Here is a 24,295-nt window from a genome sequence, read left to right as displayed (position 1 = left end):
GCCGTAGGGTCGTCGTGCCCGAGCCCCACGTGACGGTCGTCACCGCCGTTCACCGCCCGTTCACCGCCCCGAAGGAGTCGCCCGTGTCGGCGCCCTCACCCCGTACGCAACAGGCGCTGCGGCAGCGGAACCTGTCCCTGGCCCTGCGCGCCGTGGCCGCCGGGGGCCCGCTGTCGCGCGCGGCCGTGGCGGCGCGGATCGGGATGACGCGGGCGGGGGTCGCGGCCGTCGTCGACGAGCTGCTGCGCGCGGGGCTGCTGGTGGAGCTGGGTCCGGGCCGCCCCGGCACGGTCGGCCGGCCCGGCAGCGCGCTGGCGCTCAACGACCGCGGGCCGTGCGGCCTCGGCGCCGAGATCGGCGTGGACCACCTCGCGGTCTGCGCGGTGGACCTCAGCGGCCGGGTACGGGCCCGGGTCGCCGCCGACGCCGCGAACCGCGACCACCCGCCGGGGCCGGTGCTGGCGCGGCTCGCCGGGCTGATCGAGCAGGTCGTGGCGGAGCTACGGGACGAGGGCCTCACCCCGACCGGGCTGACGGTGGCCGTCCCCGGCCTGATCGCGCGCGACGAGTCGACCGTCGTACGGGCCCCGAACCTCGGCTGGCAGGGCGTCGACCTCGGCCCGCTGCTCCCGTCCGCCCCCCCGGCCCGCGTGGGCAACGAGGCCAACCTCGGCGCGCTGGCGGAACAGCGCCAGGAGCGCGGCACGCCGGAGCCGCCCGGCACCGGCGAGGACGGGGAGTCCGGCACCGGCCCCGCGGATGAGCCGGCCGCGGCGCTCCCGGCGGGAGACGGCCGCTCCCCCGGCCCCGGGCGGAACTTTCTCTTCGTCTCCGCCGAGATCGGCATCGGCGCCGCCGTCGTCATGGACGGCGAACTGCTGCGCGGGGCGCACGGGTTCGCCGGGGAGCTGGGCCATGTGCCCGTACGGCCCCAGGGCCGGCCGTGTGCCTGCGGCGGGCGCGGGTGCCTGGAGCAGTACGCCGGCGAGGAGGCCGTACTGCGGGCCTCCGGCATCGACCCGGCGCAGGCCCGCGCCGCGCACCCCGGCCCCGGCGGGCGGATCGCCATGCTCGCCGCCCGCGCCGCCGACGGCGACGCCCTGGTGCGGACGGCGCTGCGCGAGGCGGGCGGCGCGCTGGGGATCGCGCTCGCCGGCACCGTGAACATCCTCGACCCGGAGACGGTCGTGCTGGGCGGCGCACTCGCCGGCCTCGCGCCCTGGGTGGTACCCGCCGTCGAGCGCGAGCTGGCCCGCCGGCTCGCCGACCCGGCCCGTACCGTACGGCTGGCCGTCTCGGCGCTCGGCGCCGAGGGGCCGCTGCTCGGCGCGGCACTGAGCGAGGTCGACGCCGTCATGGAGGCGCCGGGCGCGATCGCCGCCGGCTGACCCTCCCCCCACAGGACCCCCGCCGCGCCCGCCGTCCCCGACCACCGCCTTTGGTACGCCCATTGGCATATCCGGCCATGTCTTGGCAGAGGGCCTGACGTGTCCTCATGATGGGTTCCGGAATGTCATGTACGCGCAAATGTCCCTCCGCTGTCAGGAGCCCCATGGACTTCGCGAACCTCCCTCGCAGGCGGCTGATCCAGGGCGCCGCCGCCACCGCCGCCGCGGCCGGCCTCGGCGGCCTCGCCGCCACCCCCGCGCAGGCGGCGCAGTACCCTCCGACGCACTGGATACCGGCGGACCGGTCCAACTACACGGTCTCCACCCGCCCGACCGCGTACCCGCTGGACTTCGTGGTCGTGCACGTGACCCAGGAGTACTTCCAGGACGCCGTGGACATCTTCCAGAACCCCAGCCGCGACGTCTCCTCGCACTACCTCATCGCCTCGGCCGACGGCTACATCGCCCAGCTCGTCCGGGAGAAGGACATCGCCTGGCACGCCGGCAACTGGAACTACAACACCCGCAGCATCGGCATCGAGCACGAGGGCTGGGTGGACCAGCCGGCCTGGTTCACGGACGTGATGTACCGGCGGTCCGCGCAACTGACCGCCGCGATCTGCACCCGCTACGGCATCCCGCGCACCCGGGACCACATCATCGGCCACAACGAGGTCCCCGGCGCCACCCACACCGACCCCGGCCCCCATTGGAACTGGACGAAGTACATGACGCTGGTACGGGCCGCCTGAGGCTCGGCGCCGGGTCCACGAGCTCCCGGTGGGCGGCTCAGGGGTGTTGCCGCTCACCGGGTTCCCTTTTTCGTAAAGGCCAATGCACTTCTTGCATATCGCTTGCATGATGTGGGAATCTGCCATCGCCTGAGCCCGTTACCGAAGCAGGGATGGTGAGCATGGCCCGCATCGCCGATGTCCGCGTCTACGCGCTCAAGTTGCCGCACGGCGAGGCGTATCTGGGCCGGCTCGACGACGGCAGCGATCTCACCGAGGAGCGCGGGTACGTGGTGCGCGAACCCTGGCGCAGCCTGTACTCCGCCCGCTTCGAGACCCTGCTCGTCCGTGTCGTCGCCGACGACGGCACCGAAGGCTGGGGCGAAGCGCTCGCGCCCGTCGGCCCCGAGGTGCCGGGACAGGCCGTCGCCACGCTGCTGCGCCCCGCGCTGCTCGGCGCCCCCGCCGGCGCCGTCCGCCCCGCCTGGCACCGGCTGCGCGACCTGATGCGCGAGCGCGGCCATCTGACGGGACATCAGGCCGACGCGCTCGCCGCCGTCGACATCGCCCTGTGGGACCTCGCCGGACACCGCGCCGGCCTGCCCGTCGCCGAGCTGCTGGGCGGCGTGTTCCGCACCGTCCAGCCCGCCTACGTCTCCGGGCTGCCCCGCGACACCGACGCCGAACGCGCGAAGCTGGCCGCCGAGTGGGCCGGGCGCGGCGCGTACCGGATCAAGCTGCACCTCGGCCGCGGCGTCGAGGCCGACCTCGCCACCGTCGACGCGGTGCTCGCCGCCGACGAGCGGCTGCGCGTCGCCGTCGACGCGCACTGGGCGTACGCGCCCGCCGAAGCCGCCCGCCTCGGCCGCGAGTTGCAGCGGCGCGGCCGGGTGCTGTTCCTGGAGGCGCCGCTGGCCCCCGAGGACGTCGAGGGCCACCGCGACCTGCAGCGCCGCCTCGACCTCCCGGTCGCCGTCGGCGAAGCCCTGCGCAACCGCTACGAGTTCGCCCACTGGCTCGGCCGCCGCGCCCTGGCCCTGGCCCAGCCCGACGCCGGCCGCACGGGCCTGACCGAGGCCCTGGCGATCGCCGAACTGGCCGCCGCCCACCACGTGCCCGTGGCCCCGCACCACTCCACGGGCCTCGGCGTCGCCACCGCCGCGGGGCTGCACTTCGCCGCCGCGGTCGCCGCCATGCCGTACTTCGAGTACCAGCCCACCACCTGGCAGGTCGCGAGCCGCATCCTGCGCACCCCGCTCGCCGGCGGCCCGGACACCGGCATCCCGCTGCCCGCGGGACCCGGCCTGGGCGTGGAGGTGGACGCGGAGTTCGTCGTACGGCACGCGCAGGAGATCACCGGCTGAGGGAGGCCGGGACGGCCCGCCCGGCCGCCGCCCGGCACCCCCCGCCCCGCACACCGCACCCCGACCCGACCGCCACGAGGCCGCGCCGCCCGCCGCGCGGCCGGCCGGGCGAACGAAAGGACCCCAGCATGAGCCGGCCCGTACGAGGTCTCGTCCCCGTCCTCGCGACCCCCTTCCACCCGGACGGGAGCCTCGACCGCGCCTCACTGCGCCGGCTCACCGCGTTCCAACTGCGCGCCGGTGCCGACGGAGTGGCGGTCTTCGGCATGGCCAGCGAGGGCTTCGCGCTGACCGCCGCGGACCGGGACGCGGTCCTCGCGGACGTACGGGACGTGGTCGCCGGCGCCGTGCCGGTGGTGGCGGGGGTCAGCCCGACGAGCCTGGCGACGGCCCTGGAGCAGTGCGGGCAGGCCGTCGCGGGCGGCGCGGACGCGCTGATGGTGCTGCCGCCGTACCTCGCGAAGCCCGGCGCGCAGCAACTCGTCGACTTCTACGGCGCGCTGGGCGAGCGCGCCGGGGCGCCGGTCATGGTGCAGGACGCCGCCGCGACGACGGGGGTGGCGATGCCGGTGCCGCTGATCACGGAGTTCGGCAAGCTCGAAGGGGTGGACTCGGTGAAGGTCGAGTCGGCGCCGACCGTGCCGAAGATCGCGGAGACGGTCGCGGCGGCCCCCGCCGGGTTCGACGTGCTCGGCGGGCAGAACGCCTTCTTCCTGCTGGAGGAGCTGGCGGCGGGCGCGGTGGGGACGATGCCGGCGTGCGAGTTCACCGACGTGCTGCGGCCGGTGCTGGACGCGTGGGCCGCGGGCCGGACGGCGGACGCGCACGGGGCGTACGAGCGGCTGCTGCCGCTGATCCGCTTCGGCATGCAGGCGGGGTTCGCGTGGGCGGTGCACAAGGAGGTGCTGGTACGGCGCGGGGTGATCGGCTCCGCGGCGGTGCGGCTGCCGGCGAAGGGGCTGACGGAGGCGCTGCGGGCGCAGTTGGACGGCATCCTGGAACGGCTGGCGCTGCCGCCGCTGGCGGCGGGCGAGACGCGGTGAGCGGGGCGGGCGGGGAGCCGGCCGGAAGCGCGGACGAGCCCCCGGGCGAGGGCGCGGACATGGGCCCCGACGAGGGCACCGGCGAAGGGGCGGCACCGGTCGGGCGCGGGCACGCGCGCGGAGTGCTCGTCGTCGGCGGCGACTCGGCCATCGGGCTGGCGGTGGCCGACGCCTTCGCGGAGGCCGGTGACCGGGTCGCGGGCTGCGGGCTGACGGACTGCGCGCACCCGTCGTACGCCGCGTACGTCACCGCCGACTGCGCAGAACCGGCCGACGCCGCCCGGTGCGTCCGGACCGCGGCGGAGGCGCTGGGGCGGCTGGACGTCGTGGTGCTGGCCGCGGCGGCGCAGCCGGTGGCGCGTGCCGCCGAGACCACCGACGCACAGTGGCGGCTTGCCCAGTCCGCCACGCTGGACACGGCGTTCTACGTCGCCCGCGCGGCGCTCCCCCGGCTCCCGGCCGGGTCCGCGATCGTCGCCGTCACCTCGGTGAACGCCTTCCTCGCCGCCCCCGGTCTGCCCGGCTACGCGGCGGCGAAGGCGGGCGTCGAGGGCCTGGTGCGCCAACTCGCCCTCGACTACGGCCCGCGCGGCGTCCGCGTCAACGCGGTGGCGCCGGGCATGATCGGCACCCCGCCGCTGGCGCACGTCGCCGAGGGCTACCCCCTGGGCCGTACCGGCACCCCGCCGGAGGTCGCGGCGGCCGTGCACTTCCTGGCCTCCCCCGGGGCGTCCTTCATCACGGGCACGGTGCTGCCGGTGGACGGTGGGCTCAGCATCTCCTCCCCCGCCGCCTGGCTCCGCCCGGACCTCCGGGAGCGCTTCCTGTAGCCGGGATCCCCCGCGTGCGCGTCGCCTGCTCGGGGGTCCTGGACTCCCCGGCGGGGATCGCTCCGCTGCACCGCGCCGATGCCGACGCGGGACGCGGATTCCGTGCGCGTATGTCGGGGACCAGTCCTGTATGACGGGAACCGGCCGCGCGTTGCGGGCGCCCGTGTGTCCCGGCCCGTCCCCTCCGGGTACGGGCCGGGACACCGCAACGGGTCTCCCCGCTCAGCCCGTTGACACCTCCGTCCACTCCGACCACGCGCTCGTCGCGTCGCCGCGGACGCTGCGGACGCGCACCCGGATGTCCGTCCCCGCCGCCAGGTCCTCGATGCGGCTGAAGCCGCGCAGCCGGGTGGTCCACGAGCGGACGGGCTCGCCCGCGGCGTCCGTGACCTCCAGCTCGTACGCCTCGTCGGCCGCGACGCCCCGCCACTGGAAGACCGTGCCGCCGGCGACCGGCTCCAGCGACTGCGCGTCCGGCGGCAGCGCGCCGGCCCCGGCCCGCGGGGTCACCTCCGTCCACTCCGAGGCCGTCTCGCCCGCCCCGCTCACCGCCACCACACGCACCCGGTGCGCCGTGCCGTCGGCCAGCCCGGTGACGTCGCCGTGGTCGTCCTTGTGGACCACCGCCGAACGCACCGCCCCGCCGGTCACCGCCTGTGCCTCGACGCGGTACGAGTCGGCGCCGGCGACGTGCGCGAACCCGGCGCGGACCGCGCCGGCCGCCGCCACCGTCTGCGTGACCTCCGGTGCCGCCGGCGCCGCCAGGTCCCGGTCGGCGACCGCGACTTCGTACCCCTGCGGGTCGAGGAGCCCGACATGCTCGGTGACCGCCCCGGCCGCGGCACCGCCGCCGTCCCCTGCCACCGGCCGGGTGAGCGCCCCGTCCCCGGGGCAGACCCGCGGCAGCGGGATGCTGCGCCGCGCCACCGTCGAGCCGTCCGCCGCAAGGGCCTTCCACCTGAGCCGGTACCCGCGCAGGATGTGGCTGGGCAGCTCACCGGCCGCACGCGGCGTGACGGTGATCTCGCTGCCGCCGTCCGCCGCCGCGACGTCCAGTCCGGCCACGGGGGCGTATGCGGCGCGCATCTGGTCGTAGTTGCGCTTCAGCCCGCCCCAGTCGGTCTGCACGCCCCAGCCGCGCAACTGGTTGGGCGAGGTGCCGGAGTAGCGGCTGCGGTAGTCGTCGAAGGTCCAGCGGGACACGCCGATGACCCACGGCAGGGCGGAGAGCTGCGCCGGGACGGCACCGTCGCTCCTCGACACGAACTCCACGCTCTCCCGGTCCGGCGTGAAGGTGTAGCCGTCGGCGCTGAACTCGCTGACGAACACCGGCTTGTCCGGGAAGTGCTCGCGCAGCGCCCGCACCCGGTCGGTGAAGCCGCCGTACAGGTTCACGGCGAGGAAGTCGGCGTACTGCAGCGCCTCGTCCTCCGGGCCTTCGATGCCGCTGAAGGTGTTGCTGACGTACGTCAGCGGACGGGAGTCGTCCAGCTCGGCCCGGGTGTAGTCGATCATCGACCTGACGAAGTGCCGCCCCGTCTCGGTGTTCCCGGCGATCTCGTTGGCGACCGACCAGGCCATGACCGAGGCGTGGTTGGCGTCCCGCCGCACCATCTCGCGCAGTTCCGGCCGCCAGCGCTCGGGGTCGAGCGAGGCGTCCTTGCCCCACACGGAGATCTCGCCGATGTTGAGCATGCCGACCTCGTCCAGATAGTCGAGCAGTTCGGGCGACTGCGGCACGTGGTGGATGCGGGTCATGGTGGCGCCCGCTTCCTTCATGCGGTCGATCTCGGCGCGTACGACGGACATCGGCTCGGTGGCGCCGTGCACCCGGTCCCCGGGCACCCGGTTGAACCCGGCGGTGCGCACCCGCTCGCCGTTGAGCAGCAGCCCGTCGGGCACGATGTCGATCCTGCGGATGCCGAACCGGTCCGAGACGGCGTAGCCGGCGCGGCCCTGCTGCCGCAGCGCGACGGTGGCGCGGTACAGGCGGGGGTCGTCGGTCGACCACAGCCCGTACGAGCCGCGCGGCAGCCGGGCCGCCAGCTCCACGGTGCGCGTCCCGCCGGCCGGCACAGTGACGTCCCGGCCGCGCAGGACGCCCGCGGGCAGCGGCCGGCCACGCGTGTCGGTGAGTGCGCCGTCGACGCGCACCGTGCGCTCGGTGCCGCCGGCGTTGGAGACGGTGACCTCGGTGGTCACGGCCGCGGTGCCGGCGTCGAGGTCGGGCTCGGCGACGACGTGCTGCCGCTCGATGCGCACCGCCGGGTCGACGGTGAGCGTGACGGGGCGGGAGATGCCGCCCCAGGGCCAGGTGGCGCCGACGGCGTAGTCGTTGTTCGCCCGCACCGTAAGGGTGTTGGGGGTGCCGTCGCGCTTCAGCAGGTCGCCGACCTCGTACTCGAAGGGCGTGTAGCCGCCGACGTGGGTGCCGAGTTCCCGGCCGTTGAGGGTGACGGTGGCGGTGTAGTTGACGGCCTCGAAGCGCAGCCGGGCGACCTCGCCGGAGCCCAGCCGCGGGGTGCCGAACGTCCGCCGGTACCAGGCGTCGCCCTGGTGCTCGGCGTACGCGTCGTGCTGGTCCCAGTTGCCGGGAACGGGCATCGCGTCCCAGTCGGCGGGGTCGGCGGCCGGGTCGGTGGTGAAGCGCCAGGTGCCGCCCAGGTCGGTGGTGCGCTGCCCGGCCGGTATCTGGTGGCCGGGTCCCCCCGCGTCGGCGGCGGGCATGACGGCGGCCACGTTCGCGGGGGCCCGCTCATCGGCCGCCGCGGACAGGGTGGTTGCGGTGATCGCCCCGCAGAGTGCGGCGGCGAGGGCGGCGCGCAGAAGTCTGCGCATGAGTGGGATTCCTTTCCGTGGTGCGGTTCTCTCACGGCTACGGGCAGGCATCGACGATGACGGATGGGTTCTCTGCCGTACGGAGCGAGCAGCCGAAGGCCGCGCGGGCGTGACTCGCTGCGCCCGGCGGCCGGTCGGCCGCGCGGTCAGTCGACCCGGATGAACCGGACGGCGTCGGCGCGGGTGAGGCCGGGCCCCGCGGTGAGCCGGACGGCCAGCGCGCCGGCGTCCGGCCGGTGGCGGCCGAGGCCGACCCAGGTACCGCCCGCCGCCCGCTGGTCCACCCCGGTGGTCCGCTCCCCCACCGCGTACGACGCCGCCGCGGTGGAGTTCTCGTGCGCGGGCACGTACGCGGCCACCTCGTACACGCCGTCCGGCAGCTCCGCGCGCCAGGCGGCGGTGTCTCCGGCGGTGCCGGTGTAGCGCGTCCGGCCGCCGTCCCAGCCCGTGACGCTGCTGCCCAGCCAGCGCCCGTTCTCCGTGTGCCCGGCGGCGCCGTCGTCGACCACGGTCACGGCGCCGGGGTCGACGAGCCTCGCGGTGTACGCGGGCGAGACGTCGTCACCCGCGACGATGCGGTACTCCAGGTCCACCAGCCCTTCCTCGAACGGCCCGACGGTGGCGCGGTGGCGTACGCCGTCGAAGTCGGCGTCCGTACGGCTCCACTCCGCATCCCCCTCCCGCCGCCACTCGACGTACGCCGAGGTGGCGGTGGCGTGGATCCACGAGAGCGTCAGCGCGTGGCCCACGTCGGATTCGACATGCGAGATCCCCGGCGGCGGCAGCACGACTTCTGCCGGGTCGACCAGGAGCCGCCGGGCGTGCTCACGCGGCACGTCCACGGCGTCATAGCGGGCGCGCGTGACGACCTCGTACGAGCGCAGTCCGGCGCCGGACGGCGGGGTGGCCCGCCACGTGGCGGTCAGGGTGCGGCCCGGGGGCAGGGTACGGGCCCGGGTGGGTCCGTCGGGTGCGGAAAGCCGCCAGCCGTCCGGCACCACCGCGTCGAGAACGACGTTCCGGGCCGGGGCGTCCGGGGGCGCGGTGAAGTCGGCGGTGACCGGGACGGCCCGGCCGGGCGCGGCGAGGACGCCACCGGGGTCGGCCGTCAGCCGCGCGTCGGTGGGGCCGCGACCGCAGGTCGTACGCCCCGGCTCCGCGGGGCAGAGGCGGGCGGCGAAGCCGCCGTCGGCGGCGAGCGGCACGGTCAGCCGGTCACCGCGGGCGACCGTGCGCCACTCGACGGTGATGCCGCCTCTCCCGCCGTCGGTGTCCGTGTCCGTGTCCGTGTCCCGGAAGAGTTCCAGCAGATGCCGCCCCGGGGACAGCATCCCGAGCCGGAAGTCCGCGGCCTGCGCCCGGTTCCCCGCCGTGATCCCGCCGAGGTACCACCCGTCCCCGCTGCGCCGGGCGAGCACCGCCCGCTCGCCCGGCTCGCCGTCGAGCAGCCGGGTTTCGTCCCACACCGCCGGCACCGACGCGAGCAGGTCCTCCGCCTCCGGGTGCCGGGCGTACGACTCGGGACTGTCGGCGAAGTGCTGCACCCCCGACTCGTACACCACGGCGAGCGCCAGTTCGTGCGCGTCGCTGGTGCGCCGGTCCGCGGTGGAGAAGGTGACCGGGGTGTAGTCCATCGTGCCCACGGCGTTGCGGGTGAAGGGATACGTGGCGTTCACGTCGGGGCCGATGCGCTTCGGGTCGATCTTGTACAGCTCGGCGCCCGCGACCGCCTCCACCGTCAGCACGTGCGGCCAGGTGCGCTCGATGCCCCGGGGCAGCGTGGCGCCGTGGAAGTTGACCAGGAGCCGCAGCCGCGCGGTGTCGGCCAGCACGGCGTCGTACCAGGCCAGCCGCTCCTGGCTGTCGGAGTCCATGAAGTCGAGCTTCACGCCGCTGATCCCCCAGGACTTCCACAGCGGGAGTTTCGCGTCCCGCTGCTCCTGCGTCTCCAGGTCGTTCCAGCGGCTCCACAGCCACACGCCGACACCGCGGGCGCGGGCGTACGCGACGAGGTCGGGCACCCACGCGGCGTCCCAGCCCTCGTCGACGAGCACGTATTCCCAGCCCTGCCGGACCGCGTGGTCGACGTACTTCTTCTGTGCCGCGAGGCTGTGCGGGCTGGCGGAGTCCGACCACCAGGACCAGGCGGCGGCGCCCGGCCCGATCCACGAGGTGTCGGCGACGCGCGAGGGCGGGGCGAGATCCTGCACGAGATCGGACTCGACGACGCCGGCGAGGTCGCCGACGACCGCGACGCGCCAGGGGGTGGCCAGCGGTCCGGGTGCGGTCTCGCCGCCGGCGTCGGGGAGGGTGACGGCGAAGGCGCCGTCGCGGCGGGTGAGCCGGGTGCCGCCGTAGCGGCCGTCCGCGTCGGCCTCGGTGACGAGCGCGTACGTGCCGGGCGCGGTGCGGAACAGCGGCGGGTAGGCGTACGCGCCGTCCGGCACGTCGGCGACCGCCGCCTCGAAGGGCCGCTGCGCGTACGTCACCCCGTACGGCGCGAGCCACGCGGTGGCGTCCGGCGGCGGCGCGAAGGCGGACGCCTCTGCGGTGACGGTGACGGGGCCTTCGTGCGGCAGCACATAGCGGTAGGCGATGCCGTCGTCGTCGGCGCGGACGACGAGCGTCATCCGGCCGCCGTCCGCGTTCTCGAACCGGAAGGTGTGCTCGACGGCGTCGGCGCGGTGGCGCAGCCGCTTGCCGACGACGGTGTCGTAGCGCTCGTCGACCCGGCGGCCGGCGGTGCCGCGCAGGGTGAGGCCGCGGGTGAAGTCGCCGTGGGCGGTGGTGATCCCGACGGGTGCGGGCCGCAGCACGGTGCGCCCGTCGCGGCTCACGGACAGCCGCAGGGCGCCGTCGCCGAGCCGCTCCAGCGTGGCGCCGGTCCGGCCGCCGGGGGCGGTGACCGTCCAGCGGCCGGCCGCCGGGGACGACCCCGTCCCGGCGGGACCCGCGGGCGCAGCGGGCACGGCGGGAGCCGGCGCCGCCGGGACGAGGAGCACGAGCGCGAGGAGTGCGACGAGCGCCGTCAGCGGCGCGGCTCCCGGCCTCATCGGCGTACGAACTTCACCGCGTCGGCGTGTGCGCAGCCCGTGCCGCTCGCGGTGAGCGAGACCGACGCGCTCTCACCGGCCCGGTACGTCTGCGTGCCCAGCGAGACCCAACCGGGGCTGCCGGAGCGCTCGTCGAGCGTGCGGGTGATGACGGCGCCGGCATTGTCCAGGGTCACCTTCGCGGCCGGGTCGCCGCCGGTGGCGGAGACGGACTTGTGGAGGAACACCTCGTACGCTCCTGCCGCCCGCAGCCGGGGCCGCCACGTCGCCTCGGCGCCCGCGGCACAGCCGTAGGAGACGGGCGAGTCCCTGGTCCAGCCGGTGAGCGCGCTGGGCTGCCAGGTGCCGGTGGTGGAGTAGCCGTAGGCGGCGGCGCCGTCGTTGTCGACGTAGTAGTCGCGCTGCCAGTAGCGGACGTAGTCGAAAGAGGCGGCCGAGGGCAGTTTGCCCGTGTCGGGCAGCCCGCCGGTGGCGATGCTGGTGAGCCAGACGGCGGTGTAGTCGTGCATCCACTGGCCGGGGGTGTACGGGGCCGTGTACTTCAGGGCGCCGTCGATGGAGAACTTCGCGCCGCTCTCGGACCAGTCGATGCCGTAGGTGTGCCACTGCCTGAGGTCGAGACCGGTGTCGTACGTCCCGGAGCCGTAGGTGACCGGGCCGTGGACGCCGCTGCCCACCCAGCCGTGCACGTTGTGCGAGGTCCTGGTGGGGTTGACCGAGTCGGTCTCGAAGCCGTCGATCTCGCTGCGCTGTTCGGCGGGGAAGGTGGTGCTGCCGTCGCCGGCCTGGAGCCAGAAGGCGGTGTGCCAGCCGGCGCCGTCGTTGATCCTGGCGCGGGTCTCGTAGTAGCCGTAGCGCAGGTGCTTCTTGGAGACGACGCCGCCGCCGGTGAACTGCTTGCCGGCGTGGTCCTCCTTCTTCAGCGCGATGTGCAGGGCGCCGCCGGACTGGGTGACGTTCTGCGGGCGCTGGGCGCTGTTGGCCTTCACGTCGGTGCGGAAGTTCCACTTGGCGGTGTCGACGGCGCCGCCGCCGAACTCGTCGCCGAAGACCTGGGTCCAGCCGGACCCGGGCGGCCCGGCGGCCGCCCCCGCCGCGGCGTGCTCCACGGCGGGGGCGGCCGGGACCGCGGCGGCGGGCGGGGCGACGGCGAGCAGGGGCAGGGCGGCGGCTGCGATCACCGCGGCGAGGGGGGTGGCGCGGGGCATGGGGCGTCCTTCCGGTCGCGTCGGCGTACGGGCTACTCGGCGAGGTCGAGCGCGACGACCGCGATGCCGTGGGGCTTCAGCGCCACGGTGAAGCGCGGCGCATCGGCGGCGGTGAGGCGGCCGGAGACGGCGCTGATGCCGGTGACGGTGCGCGGCCCGTCCGGGTGCGCCAGCGCCGGGTCCACGGTCACGGTGGCGGTCAGCGGCCGGGCGCTGCTGTTCAGCACCAGCGCGAAGAGCCGGTCGCCGGAGGTGGCCAGCGCGCCGAGGGTCTCGGCGTGCGGGGTGTCGGCGGTCAGCAGCCGCGGCGGGATGCGCAGGGTCGCGGGGGTGCCGTGGACCCGGCCGGGCGCGAACCCGTAGGTGAGCTGGCCGCCGACCTTGGGCGTGAAGTAGCCGCGGGGGAAGCTGATCCGGTCGCCGGTGCGGGTGCGTACCTCCTCCAGCAGGTAGTCCAGGATCCAGCCGATCTGCCACCAGGCGTGGTGCGGGAAGGAGCCGATGCCGCCGGTGAAGCTCACCCAGTAGTACGAGTGCACGCCCGGCGCCTCGGCGACGAAGGCGTCGCGGCCGAGCGCGGCGGCGCGGGCCATGTCGCGGAAGAGCGGGTCGCCGGTCAGCCGGTGGATGCGCAGATAGGTGCCGGCGAAGCTGGAGAGCAGGATGGGGCCGTTGCCGGGGGCGCTGGCGTTCTGTTCCTTCTGCAGGCCGAGTTGGGTGAGCTGCCACGCCTCGTAGGTGGCGCCGGCCCGGGTGCGCGGCTCGGTGGACGGGGCGGGGTGGGTGTAGATCCAGGTGGTGTGGAGGCGGGCGACCTCGATGGCCGCGTCGCGGTAACGGCGCTCGCCGGTGGCGTCCGCGAGGTCGAGCAGGCCCTGGATGCCCTGGGAGAGGGAGAGGTCCATGCGGAAGCCGGAGTCGCCGGTGGAGCCGAGGTAGCGGGCGCGCTCGACGGCGTGCGTCACGTACCAGTCGGCGCCGCGCACGGCGCCGTCGAGGTAGCGCCGGTCGCCGAGGGCGTGGTGGGCCACGAGCAGTCCGTACCAGGTGGGCCGCAGGTCCTCGGTCAGGTGCGGGTAGGTGACCGCGTACGGCGGCTCCTTGTCGGTGGCGACCTCCCAGGAGCCGTCGGGCTTCTGGGCGTCGGCGAGGTGGTCGGCGGCGAGCCGGATGCGGCCCTTCAACTCGGCGTCGCCGGGCTGGAAGAGCAGGATGTGCGCGAGGTCGGTGATGACGTAGTACGCGGTGGCCAGCGGCTCGACGTAGTCCGCGATGTCGGCGTCGGGGTTGCCCTCCTCGACGAAGCGGTCCGACTTGAAGAGGTAGTACTGGCCCTTGAGCGCCCCACGGTAGTGGCCGGCGGCGGTCTGCTGCTGGGCGAGCTTGAAGCTGCGTACGTACGGCAGCCGGTCGCGCTCCAGCAGGGCGTCGGAGGTGGCGGCGGCAAGGCCCCACATGGCACCGATGTCGGAGTTCTTCATCGCGTCTTTGTCGGCGCCCTGGACGAAGCCGTTGTACTTCTGGGCGCCGATGGTGGTGCCCTCGTACTCGTCGGTGAGCCACTGGGACAGCACGGGGTCGGCGATGTAGGTGGCCTGGATGCGGGCGAGGCGCTCGGTCAGGGCGTGCTTGTTGGCGGCGAGTTCGAGGTAGCGGCCGAAGCCGTAGACGTCGGTGGCGGCGTGCCGCAGCGCCTCGAACCAGTCGGCGTCGGTGAGGGTGAAGCGGAAGTCGAGGACCCGTCGGTCGCCCGCGGTGCAGCGGGAGTCGGCGCGGCCGAGGATGGGCCTCGCCAGGTGCGGGGTGAGGCGGCCGGCGGGGTCGCGGGTGGACAGGGCCAGGCGTACGTCGCGGTGGGTGACGCGGTCGGCGGCGTACGGGTCGCGGGCCATGCCGGGTTCGGCGACGGCGGCGAGGGTGAGCCCGTCCGTGGTGCTGAGGACCGGGGCGAGGGTGGTGGCGAGGTCGTCGTAGAAGAGGTGCGGGACGGCGGGCAGTCCGTGGCCGTACTCGGCGGCCATGCGCAGGTCGGGGTTGGTCTCGTGGCCGTACCAGCCGCCGGGGACGCAGCCGAAGGCGAGGGCCTGCTCGGGCAGGGCGCACAGGGTGGGGGTGCGCAGGCTGACCCAGCCGTCCTGGGCGGCGGTCCAGGTGAGGGTGACGCGGACGTCGTGGGGGTGGCGGCCGTCGATGCGCCAGCGGGCTTCGAGGGTGCCGAGGGGGTGGGTGTGGCGGAAGACGACCGCCTTGCTCCGGGACGTGCCCTCGACGGCGGCTTCCGCGGGGAGGAAGGCGTGGTGGGTGCCGGCCTCCTCGCGGCGGACCTGCTGGGCGTCGGGCGGTTCGGCGCCCGCGTGGTGGGTGAGGCCGTACTCGCCGAGGGCGCCCGGGAGTTCGCGCCAGCCGCGGCCGGTGCGGACGCCTACCCGGACGGCGCGCCAGCCGGCGTCGGTGCGGCCCCAGGTGAGGCGGACGCGGTCACCGTCGAGGTGCAGGGTGTCCGGGCCCGCGTCCCGGTCTCCCGCGGCGGCGGCAACCGCGCCTGCCTGGGCTGACGTTGCCACGGCGGTGACTCCCGCGGCCTTCACGAAGCTCCGGCGGCTGGGCATCGATGACACGCTCCCCACAATGCAACTGACATCCGTAATGCAGGAAGAGTGTCCACATGCTGCACGGCCGTCAACCCCCGCCGCACGAGAAAACCGGACGTCATCAGCGGCCCGGATGCAGCCCGTTACTGCAGAAGCTCCGCCACAAGGGTTGACGCCGTCGCAATATGTGGGCAACGATCCCGCATGTTGCAAAGCAGATTCACTGGAGTCGCGGATGGCATCGGATCAGGGCAACAATCAGAGCGTGGAGCGCGCGGTGGCCGTGCTCGCGGTCTTCCAGAACGGTCACCCGGAGCTGCGGGTCTCCGACGTCGTACGCATCACCGGCCTCGGCACCTCGACCACCTCCCGGCTGCTGGCCACCCTGGAGTCGCTGGACTACGTCGAACGTGACGCCGTCAGCGGCCTGTACCGCCTGGGCACCGCCCCCATCACCCTCGGCGGCGTCGCCGTCAACCACCACCCCGTCCACCGCGAGGCACGCCAGCTCGCGCAGGAGCTCGCCGCCCGGCTCGGCCTCGGCGCCAACGTCGCCATCCGGCACGGCGCCGCGCTGTTCTACCTGCTCAACTTCGAAGGCAGGCTGGCCCCGAGGTCCACCGTGCTCACCGGCCAGCGCAAGCCGCTGCACGCCACCGGGCTCGGCAAGTGCCTGCTGCTGGGCCTGGCTCCGCAGCGCCGCCGCGAGCTGCTCCCCGAGGACGGACTGCCGGGCTACACGCAGGCCACCCTCACCTCGCACGCCGCGCTCGACGCCGAGCTGGAGGCCGTCGCCCGCCGCGGCTACGCCACCGAGGTCGAGGAGCTGGCGCACGGCCGCTCCTGCGTGGCCGCGCCGATCCGGGACCGCTCCGGCGACATCGTCGCGGCCATCTCCATCTCCGGGCCGCTGTCCACCGTCGCGCTCGACCGGCGCGAGGAGGAGCTGTCCCGCGCCGCGGTCGAGGCCGCCGACTCCGTGAGCGTCGGCCTCGGTTACGTCGGCCCGCGCGCCGCGCCGCCCACCCGTACCGGCCGCGGACCCGGGAACGGGCAGGGCCACCCGAGCGAGCCCGAGAGGAGCCGGCCGTGACGCCGCCCCCGTCCGCCTCGCCGAAGCAGGCGGCCCCGGTGCCGCCCGTCGCCTCCCCCGCGCCGGCCCGCGCCCGCAGGCCGTCCAAGCACGAGGGGCAGCGCCTGTCGAACGGCGCCTTCGCCTTCCTCCTCACTGTGCCGGGCCTGGCGCTCTTCGCGGCGATCGTCTTCTACCCGCTCGTCGCCTCCCTCGTGACCGGCTTCTTCGACCAGGATCTCCGGCTGCCGGGGCGTACGTTCGTCGGCCTGGACAACTACGCCGACGTGCTCGACCGCGACTTCTGGCCGGTGCTGGAGAACACCCTCGTCTTCACCGTCGGCGCCACCCTCGCGCCGTTCGCCGTCGGATTCGCGCTCGCGCTGGCGCTCAACACCGGGCTGAAGGGCAGCGGGTTCCTGCGCGGTCTCTTCCTCTTCCCCTGGGTGATCCCCGGTGTCGTGGTGTCCTTCCTCTGGATGTGGATCTTCAATGCGAACTACGGGGTTCTCAACGGTGCGTTGCTGGAGCTGGGCTTCATCGACGAGAGCGTGTCGTGGCTCGGCGAGCCGACGACGGCGATGGTCGCGGTGATCGTCACCAAGACCTGGGCGAGCTTCCCGTGGATGATGGTGATGATGCTGGCCGGTCTGCAGACCGTGCCGCGCGAGCTGCACGAGGCGGCGGCCGTGGACGGAGCGGGGGCCGTGCGCCGGTTCCGCGCCGTCACCTGGCCGGGGGTACGGGGTGTGGCCGCCATCGTGCTCCTGCTGGAGTTCATCTGGAACTTCCAGCACTTCGACACCATCTACGTCCTCACCGGCGGCGGGCCCGCCGGGGCCACGGAGACCTTCGCGGTCGCCGTCTACCAGGACGCCTTCAAGGGCTTCGACCTCGGCCACGCGGCCGCGCTCGGCGGGTTGTGGATGCTGCTGCTCCTGGTCCTCGTCGGGGTGTACCTCAAGACCTCCGAACGGGAGGACAAGCACTCGTGACCACCGCCCAGTCCACCGCCGCCGACGGCGCGTCCCCCAAGGCCCCGCCCGCCGGCGGCCCCGGGTCCACCGACGGCGGCCGCCCCCGCGGCCGACGCCCGCGCCGCCGCCCCGACCAGGTCCGCTCCTCCGTCGCCGCGTGGGCCGCGGTCGGCGTCATCGGGCTGTTCGGCCTGCTGCCGATGTACTGGATGCTGGTCACCGCGCTCAGCCCGCCGGGGCAGGCGTTCCGCTTCCCGCCGCGGTTCTTCCCCACCGAGATCACCTTCGCGCACTTCCGGGCGTTCGCGGAGAACGACAAGCTCTTCGACTACATGGTCAACAGCATGATCGTGGCCGGTCTCACCGCGCTGCTGAGCGTGGTGGTCTCCACGTACATGGGCTACTCGTTCTCCAAGTTCCGCTACCGCGGCCGCAAGTCGCTGATGAACTTCGTGCTCGCCTCGCAGATGTTCCCGCAGGCGCTGCTGCTGATCACGCTGTACGCGGTGTTCCGCCAGTTCGACCTGCTCGGCACGTACACGGCGCTGATCCTGTCCTTCACCACCTTCACCATGCCGCTGTGCGTGTGGATGCTGAAGGGCATCTTCGACACGGTCCCGGACGCTCTGCTGGAGGCCGCGGCCATCGACGGCGCGTCCCGCTGGCGCACCCTGCACAGCATCGTCGCGCCGCTGGCGGCGCCGGGGATGATCGCGGCCGGGCTGTTCGCGTTCGTCCGCGGCTGGAACGACTTCATCTTCGCGCTGACGCTGTCGGGCGACGACACGATGACGCTGCCGCCGGGCCTGGTGAACACCTACATCGGCGAGTTCCAGACGGCCTGGCCGGCGCTGATGGCGGCGTCGCTGATCGTCTCGGTGCCGGTGGTCGTCGCGTTCATGTTCCTGCAGCGGTACCTCGTCGGCGGACTGACCGCCGGAGCCGTCAAGAGCTGACCGGCGCCGCCACGCCCGTCCCCTATCGCGCCACGCTTCCCAACCTTCAAGGAGTCGGCATGTCCCGCCACGCACTTCCCCGCCGAGACACCCTCAGATTGCTGGGCCTGGGCACCCTCGGGCTCGCCGTGCCCGGCGCCCTGGCCGCCTGCGCCCCCTCCGGGGGCGGCTCGGGCGACGGCGGCGACGCCGACGCCAAGAAGTTCGGCTTCACCTCCTGGGCGCTCAACGAGGAGGCCAGCAAGCCCGTCGTGGAGGGGATCATCACGGCCTGGGAGAAGGCCGGCAAGGTGGAGGTCTCCACGACGGAGTATCCGTACAACGAGTACCTGAAGCAGTTGACGCTGAAGCTGAGCAGCGGGGAGATCAGCGGCGCGGTGCAGTTGGACATCGCGTGGCTGGCGGCGGTGGCGCAGATGGGCACCCTGCTGGACCTGGGGGACGCGGCGGCCGGCGCGGGTTACACGGACGTGGCGCTGAAGAGCGGGCAGTACGAGGGGGTGCAGTACGGGCTGCCGTGGACGACGGGCTCCATCGGACTGATCGGCAACCGGACGTTGCTGGACGAGGCCGGGATCCGCCGGCTGCCGGGCACGATCTCGGAGTTCGAGGACGCGCTGCGGGCGCTGAAGGACCTGGGCGGTGGGGTGACGCCGTACGCGGCGGCGACGAAGGTGGAACAGCTCAAGGACATCTTCCCGTGGATGCAGACCTTCGGCTGCCCGATCATGGCGGACGGCGAGGTCGCGATCGGCGACGACGCCTCGGTGGACGCCGTGGAGTGGTTCAAGAAGCTCTACGACGAGAAGCTGATCGCCAAGGCGGTGGACCGGTTCGACGCCCGCGCGCTGTTCGCGCAGGGCAAGGTCGGCTTCTACGACGACGCGCTGGTCGGCAAGGGCGCGACGCTGGCGGAGGCGGCGGACGAGTCGCTCGCGGAGGCGATGGTCGCGGTGCCGCGGCCGGTGCTGAAGAAGGGGGACGACCCCCAGGCGCTGCTGTGGGGGCACGTCCTCGTGGTGACGAAGGGCGAGGGCTCCGCCGCGGCGACGGACTTCGCCGTGCACACCACGTCCGACCAGGCCACGGTCGTCGACTACTTCGGGAAGCTGGCGCTGCCGCCGACGACGGCGGAGGGGCTTGCGGCCCCCGAGGTGGCGTCGGACACGTTCACCGCGGAGTGGACGGAGAAGATCACCGCGACGGCGACGCCGGGGCCGTTCTGGACGTACGCGAACAACGCGCAGATCGAGGAGGCGGTGGCCAAGCAGGTGCAGGCGGTGCTGGTGGGCGACTCCTCGGCGAAGGACGCGATGAGGACGGCCGGTGACGACGTCGCCCGCCTGATCGAGGAGTGAGCGTGCGCAGAGGTGCCAGAGCGCGTGCGGTGCGCCGTACGCTGCTGCCGGTGCTGCCGCTCGCGCTGCTCCCGGCGCTGCTGCCGCCCGCGCAGGCCGCGCAGCCGGCGCCCGCGGAGCGGGGGGCCGGGGTCCCCGGGGTGGCGGGTTCCGCCGGAAGCCCGGTGGGGTACCGCGTCACCGAGCGGGGGCGCGACCTGGTCGTCATGGGCGCGACGTACCGGATGACGATCGCGCAGGACGGCTTCCGCTACGGCTTCGAGCGGCGCGACGGCACGGCCGTGGCGCCGCCGCACGCCGCGTCCGGGCTGCGGGTGAAGAGCCCTGGGGAGGCGGAGTTCGCGGACGCGGAGTCCGCCCGGCTCGTCACGGCGGGCCGGTCGGCGGCGGTGCTGGACGTGCGGCTCGCCGACGGCGACACGGTGCGCGTCGTGCTGCGTCCGCAGGCCCGCTCGGTGGGCGTGGCGGTGACCGGGGTGCCCGCGTCGAGCACCGTCGACCTGCGCACGGGGCACGTCGGCCCGGCGTACGGGCTCGGCGACCACGGCTCGTTCGGGGACGGCCGGCCGGAGACCGGCACGCCGTGCAGCGGCAAGGTGGAGGCGCGCCCGCGGGCGGAGCTGACCGGGCTGGTCCTGGACAACGTCACCAACCAGGGCTCCTGCAAGCGCTTCGTCTCCACCTTCGCGGTCTTTCCCCGGCAGAGCTTCGCCGAAGTGCTGTTCGCCGAGGGGCAAAAGCGCGTCGGTCTGACCGGGACGGAGAACCGGCTGGGAGTGGCCGGCGCCGACGGCGTCGACGGACTGCACTACTTCCTCGGCACGGACGTCAAGCAGCTCTACGCCGACTACCGCCGTGCCCGGCACGCCGCCGGCTACGCGGACGTCCGGCCGCGGCCGCGGATGTTCGAACTGGGCTGGGAGGCGTACGGGGCGCTGGGCTGGAACACGTACCAGTCGTCGGTGGAGACCACGGTGCGCGACTTCCTCGACCACGGCTACCCGCTGGGGTGGGGCGTGGTCGGATCCGGCTTCTGGCCGGGTGAGCGCGGCAATCCGGCGGAGGGCACCACGAACTCCTTCGGGATGTGGGACGACACCGCCGAGGAGGGCCGCGACGACGACCTGCCCAACCCCCGCTACCCGGACCCGGAAGCGCTGAAGCGGCTCTTCGCGAGCAATGACGTGGCGCTCCTCCTCGGCGCGCGCAACAACTTCAAGGCCGCGAAGGACGACGGCGGCAACCACAACCCGGTCACCGACGCCGGGTTCATGGAGGAGGCCAGGAGCCGCGGATATCTGCTCGCCGACGCGGACGGCGAGCCGGTGAAGGTCACCAGGGCGCAGTTCCCCTCCGGCGCGTCGTACGTGCTGGACGGCCGGAATCCGCAGGCGGTCGACTGGTACGTGGCGCAGACCCGCAAGTGGGGCGTGGACGGCTGGAAGGAGGACACCATGCTCTACAGCCCCGACCTGTGGCGCGACGGCAACTGGAACGCGCTGCTGAAGGCGCTGCACGACGCCGGGGACGCGGTGATGGTGCGCAACACCGCCTATTCGCTGCCCGGCGACTGGGCCCGGATCAACGACACGATCTACGGCACGGGCGCGGTGTACCACGAGGACCCCGACCGGATGCCGGTGAACCTGCTGAACATCGCGGCCAGCGGCTACGGCAACCTCTATCCGGACTTCGTCGGCGGCACCCCGGGCAAGGCGGAGCCGACCGACCCGGCGTACCGCGCGTACTTCGCCCGTAATGTGCAGTTCAACGCGCTCACCCCGGTGCTCGGCTTCGGCCAGGGGCCGTGGCGGTTCGGCGACGACGTGGCCGCGGACGCCAAGAAGCTGGCGCTGTGGCACGACGCGCTCCATCCGTACATCTACGACGCCGTCCTCGACGGCCACGCGTCCGGCTTTCCGTACGCGATGACGCCGCTGCACCTGGCGTATCCGGCCGACGAGCGGACGTACACCCTGGTCGACGAGTCGACCCGGCGGTACGAGTGGATGCTCGGCGAGTCGCTGCTCGCCGCGCCGGTGTGGGGTGCGGACTTCGCGACGGCGACCGGGCGGGACGTGTACCTGCCGGCGGGGACGTGGATCGACGTCAACACCGGTGAGCGGCACGAGGGCCCGGTGACGCTCGCGGACCACGAGGTGGCCCGGGGCGACGTGCCGGCGTTCGTCGGCGGGAAGGGCGTGCTGGTGCGCCGCGTGGAGGCGGGTTCCTCGGCCCGGCTTCAGGCACAGGTATTCCCGGTGACGCGGGATTCGGTGTACAGCTACGGTGACGGGGAGCGCACGTCCCGGATCGTGAACGCGAACGCGGGCTGGCACGCGAAGTCGCTGAGGGTGCTGGACACGACCACCGGCCGGGCGGTCGACTTCTCCGTGGACCCGGTCACCGGGGCGGTCGAGTTCCCGCTGCGCGCGGGCCACGACTACCGGCTGGTGGGCGGGAGGTCCTGAGCGTCCGCGGGTGAAGCGGGCGGTCGTCGCCGTCGAGGGTTCGGCCGACGCCCGCCGGAGCCCGGTCCCGAGGCCCGCACCCCGGGACCGGGCTCACTCGTCTCCGGCGGTGCGGAACGGACGTACGGCCGGGCGGCTTTCAGAGCGCGGCGGGGCGGGCGTGGGCCAGGTAGCCGAGGCCGGTGGAGATCTGGTCGGCGTACTCGACGGTCCTGGCGGCGAGGGTGTCCTGGCGGGCCGTCAGGTCCATCGCGGACAGCGAGCCGGAGACGGACAGCGCGGCGACGACCGCGCCGGAGCGGTCGCGCACGGGTGCGGCGAGGCAGGCGCGGCCGAAGGCCAGCTCCTCGACCTCGGTGGCGTAGCCGCGGGCGCGGGTCTCGGCCAGCGCGTCGAGCAGGCCCGGCAGATCGGTGAGGGTCCTGCGGGTGTAGGCGGGGTAGTCGGGGCCCATGAGGTCGCGGACCTCGTCCTCCGCGAGCCCGGAGAGCAGTGCCTTGCCCATGGCGGTGGCGTGCAGCGGGGCGGAGCGGCCGGTGAGGGTGAAGGTCCGCGGGGCGAGGGGGCCTTCGAAGTGGCAGAGGTAGAACATGCGGTCGCCGTGGCGTTCGGCGACGTTGGCGCCGAGGCCGAGTTCGTGGGCGAGGTTCTGGGCGACCTGGCGGGCGGCGCGGTGGACGGCGGACTGGTTGAGGGCGACGCCGGCGAGCTCGACGACCTTGGGGCCGATGCGGTGCAGGCCGCTGCGCTCGTCGCGGACGAGATAGCCCAGCGACTCCAGGGCGGCCACCAGCCGGGAGACGGTGGACTGGCCGAGCCCGCTCAGCTCGACCAGCTCGGCGATGCGGCGTTCCGGCTGCTCGTCGGTGAAGTACGACAGCAGTGACAGGGCGCGCTCCACGCTCTGCGTGCCCGACGCGGTGCCTCCCGTTGCCGCCATCGCGACCTCCGCTCCCGGTCCCGGCCCCCGTTCCCCTGGCGGGAAGATGGCTCATCCAGATAGCGGATGTTACATGGATGAGAGGGGTCGGGTGCGCGGAACCCGTTACGGGTCGGGGGTGCCGTAGGAGACGAGGGTCGTCGGGACCATGGTCCGGCGCTCGGGCGGCGCCGGTGCGGTGTCCACGCGAGGGCCGGCGCCGGCGGCGGCGCGTTCGCCGAGGCGGGCGAGGAGCAGGCGGCCGGCCTCGCGGCCCAGTTCATCGGTGTCGTACGCGACGAGGGTGAGCGGCAGTCCGAGGGCGTCGGCCATCTCGAAGTCGTCGAAGCCGGCCAGCGCGGTGGCGGTGCCGGCCTCGCGGATGGCGCGGAAGGCACCGATGGTGTTGCGGTTGTTGGAGCAGAACAGCGCGGTCGGCGGCTCGGGCAGGGCGAGCAGGGCGGCGGCGGCGCGGGCGGCCTCCGCGGTCTGCTGCTGGCCTTGCCGTATGTACGTGCCGTCGGCGGGCAGTCCGGCGGCGGCGAGGGCGGCGGCGTAGCCGCGGAGTCGTTCGGTGCCGGTGTAGACGGCGGGCGGGGAGCCGAGAAAGCCGATGCGGCGGTGCCCGGCGGCGAGCAGTCGCTCGGTCGCCGCGCGGGCGCCGCCGTAGTCGTCGACGAGGACGTGGTCGGCGGCGAACCCGACGGGCGGCCGGCTCGCCAGCACCACGGGCACGCCCTCGGCCGCGGCGGCGGCCAGGTGCCGCTGGTCGCCGCCGGCGGGGACGGCGACGATGCCGTCGACGCGGCGGGCGACGAGGTCTTCGACGAGGCTGCGTTCGGTGTCGGGGTCCTGGCCGGTGTTGCCGATGACGGCCTTCAGGCCCTGCTGGGCGACGACGGCGTCGACGCCGAGGGCGAGGCGGGAGTAGAAGGGATTGGCCAGGTTGGTGACGACGAGGCCGACGAGCCCCGTGCCGCTGCCGAGGCGGAGGCTGCGGGCGACCTCGTTGCGCCGGTAGCCGAGTTCGGCGACGGCGGCCCGGACCCGGGCGGCGGTGGCGGGCAGGACCTTGGGGTCGTCGCGCAGCACCCGCGAGACGGTCATGGCGCTGACGGCGGCGCGCTCCGCGACGTCCCGCAGCGTGGGCTGCGCGTCCCGCGGCGCCGCCCCGCCGCCGGCCCCGGGCGTCACCCGGCACCCCCGACGGCGGCGGCGGCCCCGATCAGCCCGGCGTCCTCGCCGAGGAGGGCACGTAGCAGCCGGCGAGTGCCCGGGGGCGGGCCGGCGGGGGCCGGTGGAGTCGGGGGACCGGGCTCGGCGGGCGTGCGGCCCGTCTCCGGCGCGCCGTCGGGCTCGCCACCTCGCGGCCGGCTTCCGGCCGCACGGACGGATTGCGCGAAGTGGTCCTGTCCTGCCGGCCGGACGGCTCGCGACGAGTGGCCGGGTTCCGCCGGGTGGCCGGGTTCTGCCGGGTGGCCGGGTTCTGCCGGGCG

General features: G+C 74.4%; 16 protein-coding genes. 10 read left to right on the top strand and 6 right to left on the bottom strand.

Annotation, left to right across the window (positions count from 1 at the left end):
* Nucleotides 1–83 precede the first annotated feature (83 nt).
* The 5 genes from ABGA99_RS03245 (at nt 84) to ABGA99_RS03225 (ending at nt 5,356) form a co-directional block, all read left to right on the top strand.
* Complete coding sequence (locus ABGA99_RS03245; RefSeq protein WP_347582219.1) at nt 84–1,388, top strand: ROK family protein; 1,305 nt, start codon at nt 84–86, stop codon at nt 1,386–1,388.
* Nucleotides 1,389–1,552: 164 nt separating this feature from the next.
* Nucleotides 1,553–2,140, top strand: a complete 588-nt coding sequence (locus ABGA99_RS03240; protein ID WP_347576872.1) for a peptidoglycan recognition family protein — start codon at nt 1,553–1,555, stop codon at nt 2,138–2,140.
* Between the two features lie 161 nt (nt 2,141–2,301).
* A complete protein-coding gene (locus ABGA99_RS03235) occupies nt 2,302–3,483 on the top strand; it encodes a mandelate racemase/muconate lactonizing enzyme family protein (protein ID WP_347576871.1) in 1,182 nt (393 codons plus the stop codon).
* 128 nt (nt 3,484–3,611) lie between these two features.
* Nucleotides 3,612–4,526 (top strand): dihydrodipicolinate synthase family protein, encoded by a 915-nt coding sequence (locus ABGA99_RS03230; protein ID WP_347576870.1) that lies wholly within the window; start codon nt 3,612–3,614, stop codon nt 4,524–4,526.
* Nucleotides 4,523–5,356 carry an SDR family oxidoreductase gene (locus ABGA99_RS03225; protein WP_347582115.1) on the top strand — a complete coding sequence of 278 codons (834 nt, stop codon included), beginning with the start codon at nt 4,523–4,525 and terminating at the stop codon, nt 5,354–5,356. The genes ABGA99_RS03230 and ABGA99_RS03225 overlap by 4 nt, the downstream gene beginning before the upstream one ends.
* Nucleotides 5,357–5,578: 222 nt before the next feature.
* Here the strand turns inward: ABGA99_RS03225 and ABGA99_RS03220 are convergent, their stop codons facing one another.
* From ABGA99_RS03220 to ABGA99_RS03205, 4 genes are all read right to left on the bottom strand, one after another.
* Nucleotides 5,579–8,194 carry a glycoside hydrolase family 2 TIM barrel-domain containing protein gene (locus ABGA99_RS03220; protein WP_347582114.1) on the bottom strand — a complete coding sequence of 872 codons (2,616 nt, stop codon included), beginning with the start codon at nt 8,192–8,194 and terminating at the stop codon, nt 5,579–5,581.
* A gap of 146 nt (nt 8,195–8,340) precedes the next feature.
* Complete coding sequence (locus tag ABGA99_RS03215; protein WP_347582113.1) at nt 8,341–11,247, bottom strand: glycoside hydrolase family 97 catalytic domain-containing protein; 2,907 nt, start codon at nt 11,245–11,247, stop codon at nt 8,341–8,343.
* A complete protein-coding gene (locus ABGA99_RS03210; protein WP_347576866.1) occupies nt 11,244–12,455 on the bottom strand; it encodes a glycoside hydrolase family 16 protein in 1,212 nt (403 codons plus the stop codon). The genes ABGA99_RS03215 and ABGA99_RS03210 overlap by 4 nt, the downstream gene beginning before the upstream one ends.
* Before the next feature lie 32 nt (nt 12,456–12,487).
* Nucleotides 12,488–15,019, bottom strand: coding sequence for a hypothetical protein (locus ABGA99_RS03205; RefSeq protein WP_347576865.1), 2,532 nt, complete (start codon nt 15,017–15,019; stop codon nt 12,488–12,490).
* 262 nt (nt 15,020–15,281) lie between these two features.
* On the opposite strand from ABGA99_RS03205, the gene ABGA99_RS03200 reads away from it, so the two are divergent.
* From ABGA99_RS03200 to ABGA99_RS03180, 5 genes are read left to right on the top strand one after another with little or no spacing between them, the layout of a single operon-like run.
* The gene (locus ABGA99_RS03200; protein ID WP_347576864.1) at nt 15,282–16,139 is read left to right on the top strand and encodes an IclR family transcriptional regulator; all 858 of its coding nucleotides are present in this window, start codon (nt 15,282–15,284) and stop codon (nt 16,137–16,139) included.
* Nucleotides 16,136–17,113 (top strand): sugar ABC transporter permease, encoded by a 978-nt coding sequence (locus ABGA99_RS03195; protein WP_347576863.1) that lies wholly within the window; start codon nt 16,136–16,138, stop codon nt 17,111–17,113. Before ABGA99_RS03200 ends, ABGA99_RS03195 begins: the two co-directional genes overlap by 4 nt.
* Nucleotides 17,110–18,051, top strand: coding sequence for a carbohydrate ABC transporter permease (locus ABGA99_RS03190; RefSeq protein ID WP_347576862.1), 942 nt, complete (start codon nt 17,110–17,112; stop codon nt 18,049–18,051). Before ABGA99_RS03195 ends, ABGA99_RS03190 begins: the two co-directional genes overlap by 4 nt.
* A gap of 59 nt (nt 18,052–18,110) precedes the next feature.
* Nucleotides 18,111–19,409 carry an extracellular solute-binding protein gene (locus ABGA99_RS03185; RefSeq protein WP_347576861.1) on the top strand — a complete coding sequence of 433 codons (1,299 nt, stop codon included), beginning with the start codon at nt 18,111–18,113 and terminating at the stop codon, nt 19,407–19,409.
* Nucleotides 19,410–19,411: 2 nt separating this feature from the next.
* Nucleotides 19,412–21,880, top strand: a complete 2,469-nt coding sequence (locus ABGA99_RS03180) for a TIM-barrel domain-containing protein (RefSeq protein ID WP_347576860.1) — start codon at nt 19,412–19,414, stop codon at nt 21,878–21,880.
* A 139-nt stretch (nt 21,881–22,019) separates the two neighbouring features.
* Here the strand turns inward: ABGA99_RS03180 and ABGA99_RS03175 are convergent, their stop codons facing one another.
* Together ABGA99_RS03175 and ABGA99_RS03170 are read right to left on the bottom strand one after the other, a co-directional pair.
* Nucleotides 22,020–22,820, bottom strand: coding sequence for an IclR family transcriptional regulator (locus tag ABGA99_RS03175; RefSeq protein ID WP_347576859.1), 801 nt, complete (start codon nt 22,818–22,820; stop codon nt 22,020–22,022).
* 105 nt (nt 22,821–22,925) lie between these two features.
* Complete coding sequence (locus tag ABGA99_RS03170; RefSeq protein ID WP_347576858.1) at nt 22,926–23,993, bottom strand: LacI family DNA-binding transcriptional regulator; 1,068 nt, start codon at nt 23,991–23,993, stop codon at nt 22,926–22,928.
* Between the last annotated feature and the right edge of the window lie 302 nt (nt 23,994–24,295).

The organism is Streptomyces sp. B5E4, assembly GCF_039871555.1.
In the GTDB taxonomy this organism is placed as follows: Bacteria; Actinomycetota; Actinomycetes; order Streptomycetales; family Streptomycetaceae; genus Streptomyces.
The sequence above is the reverse complement of the archived record's forward strand: the minus strand, read 5'-3'. Positions and strand labels throughout refer to the sequence as shown.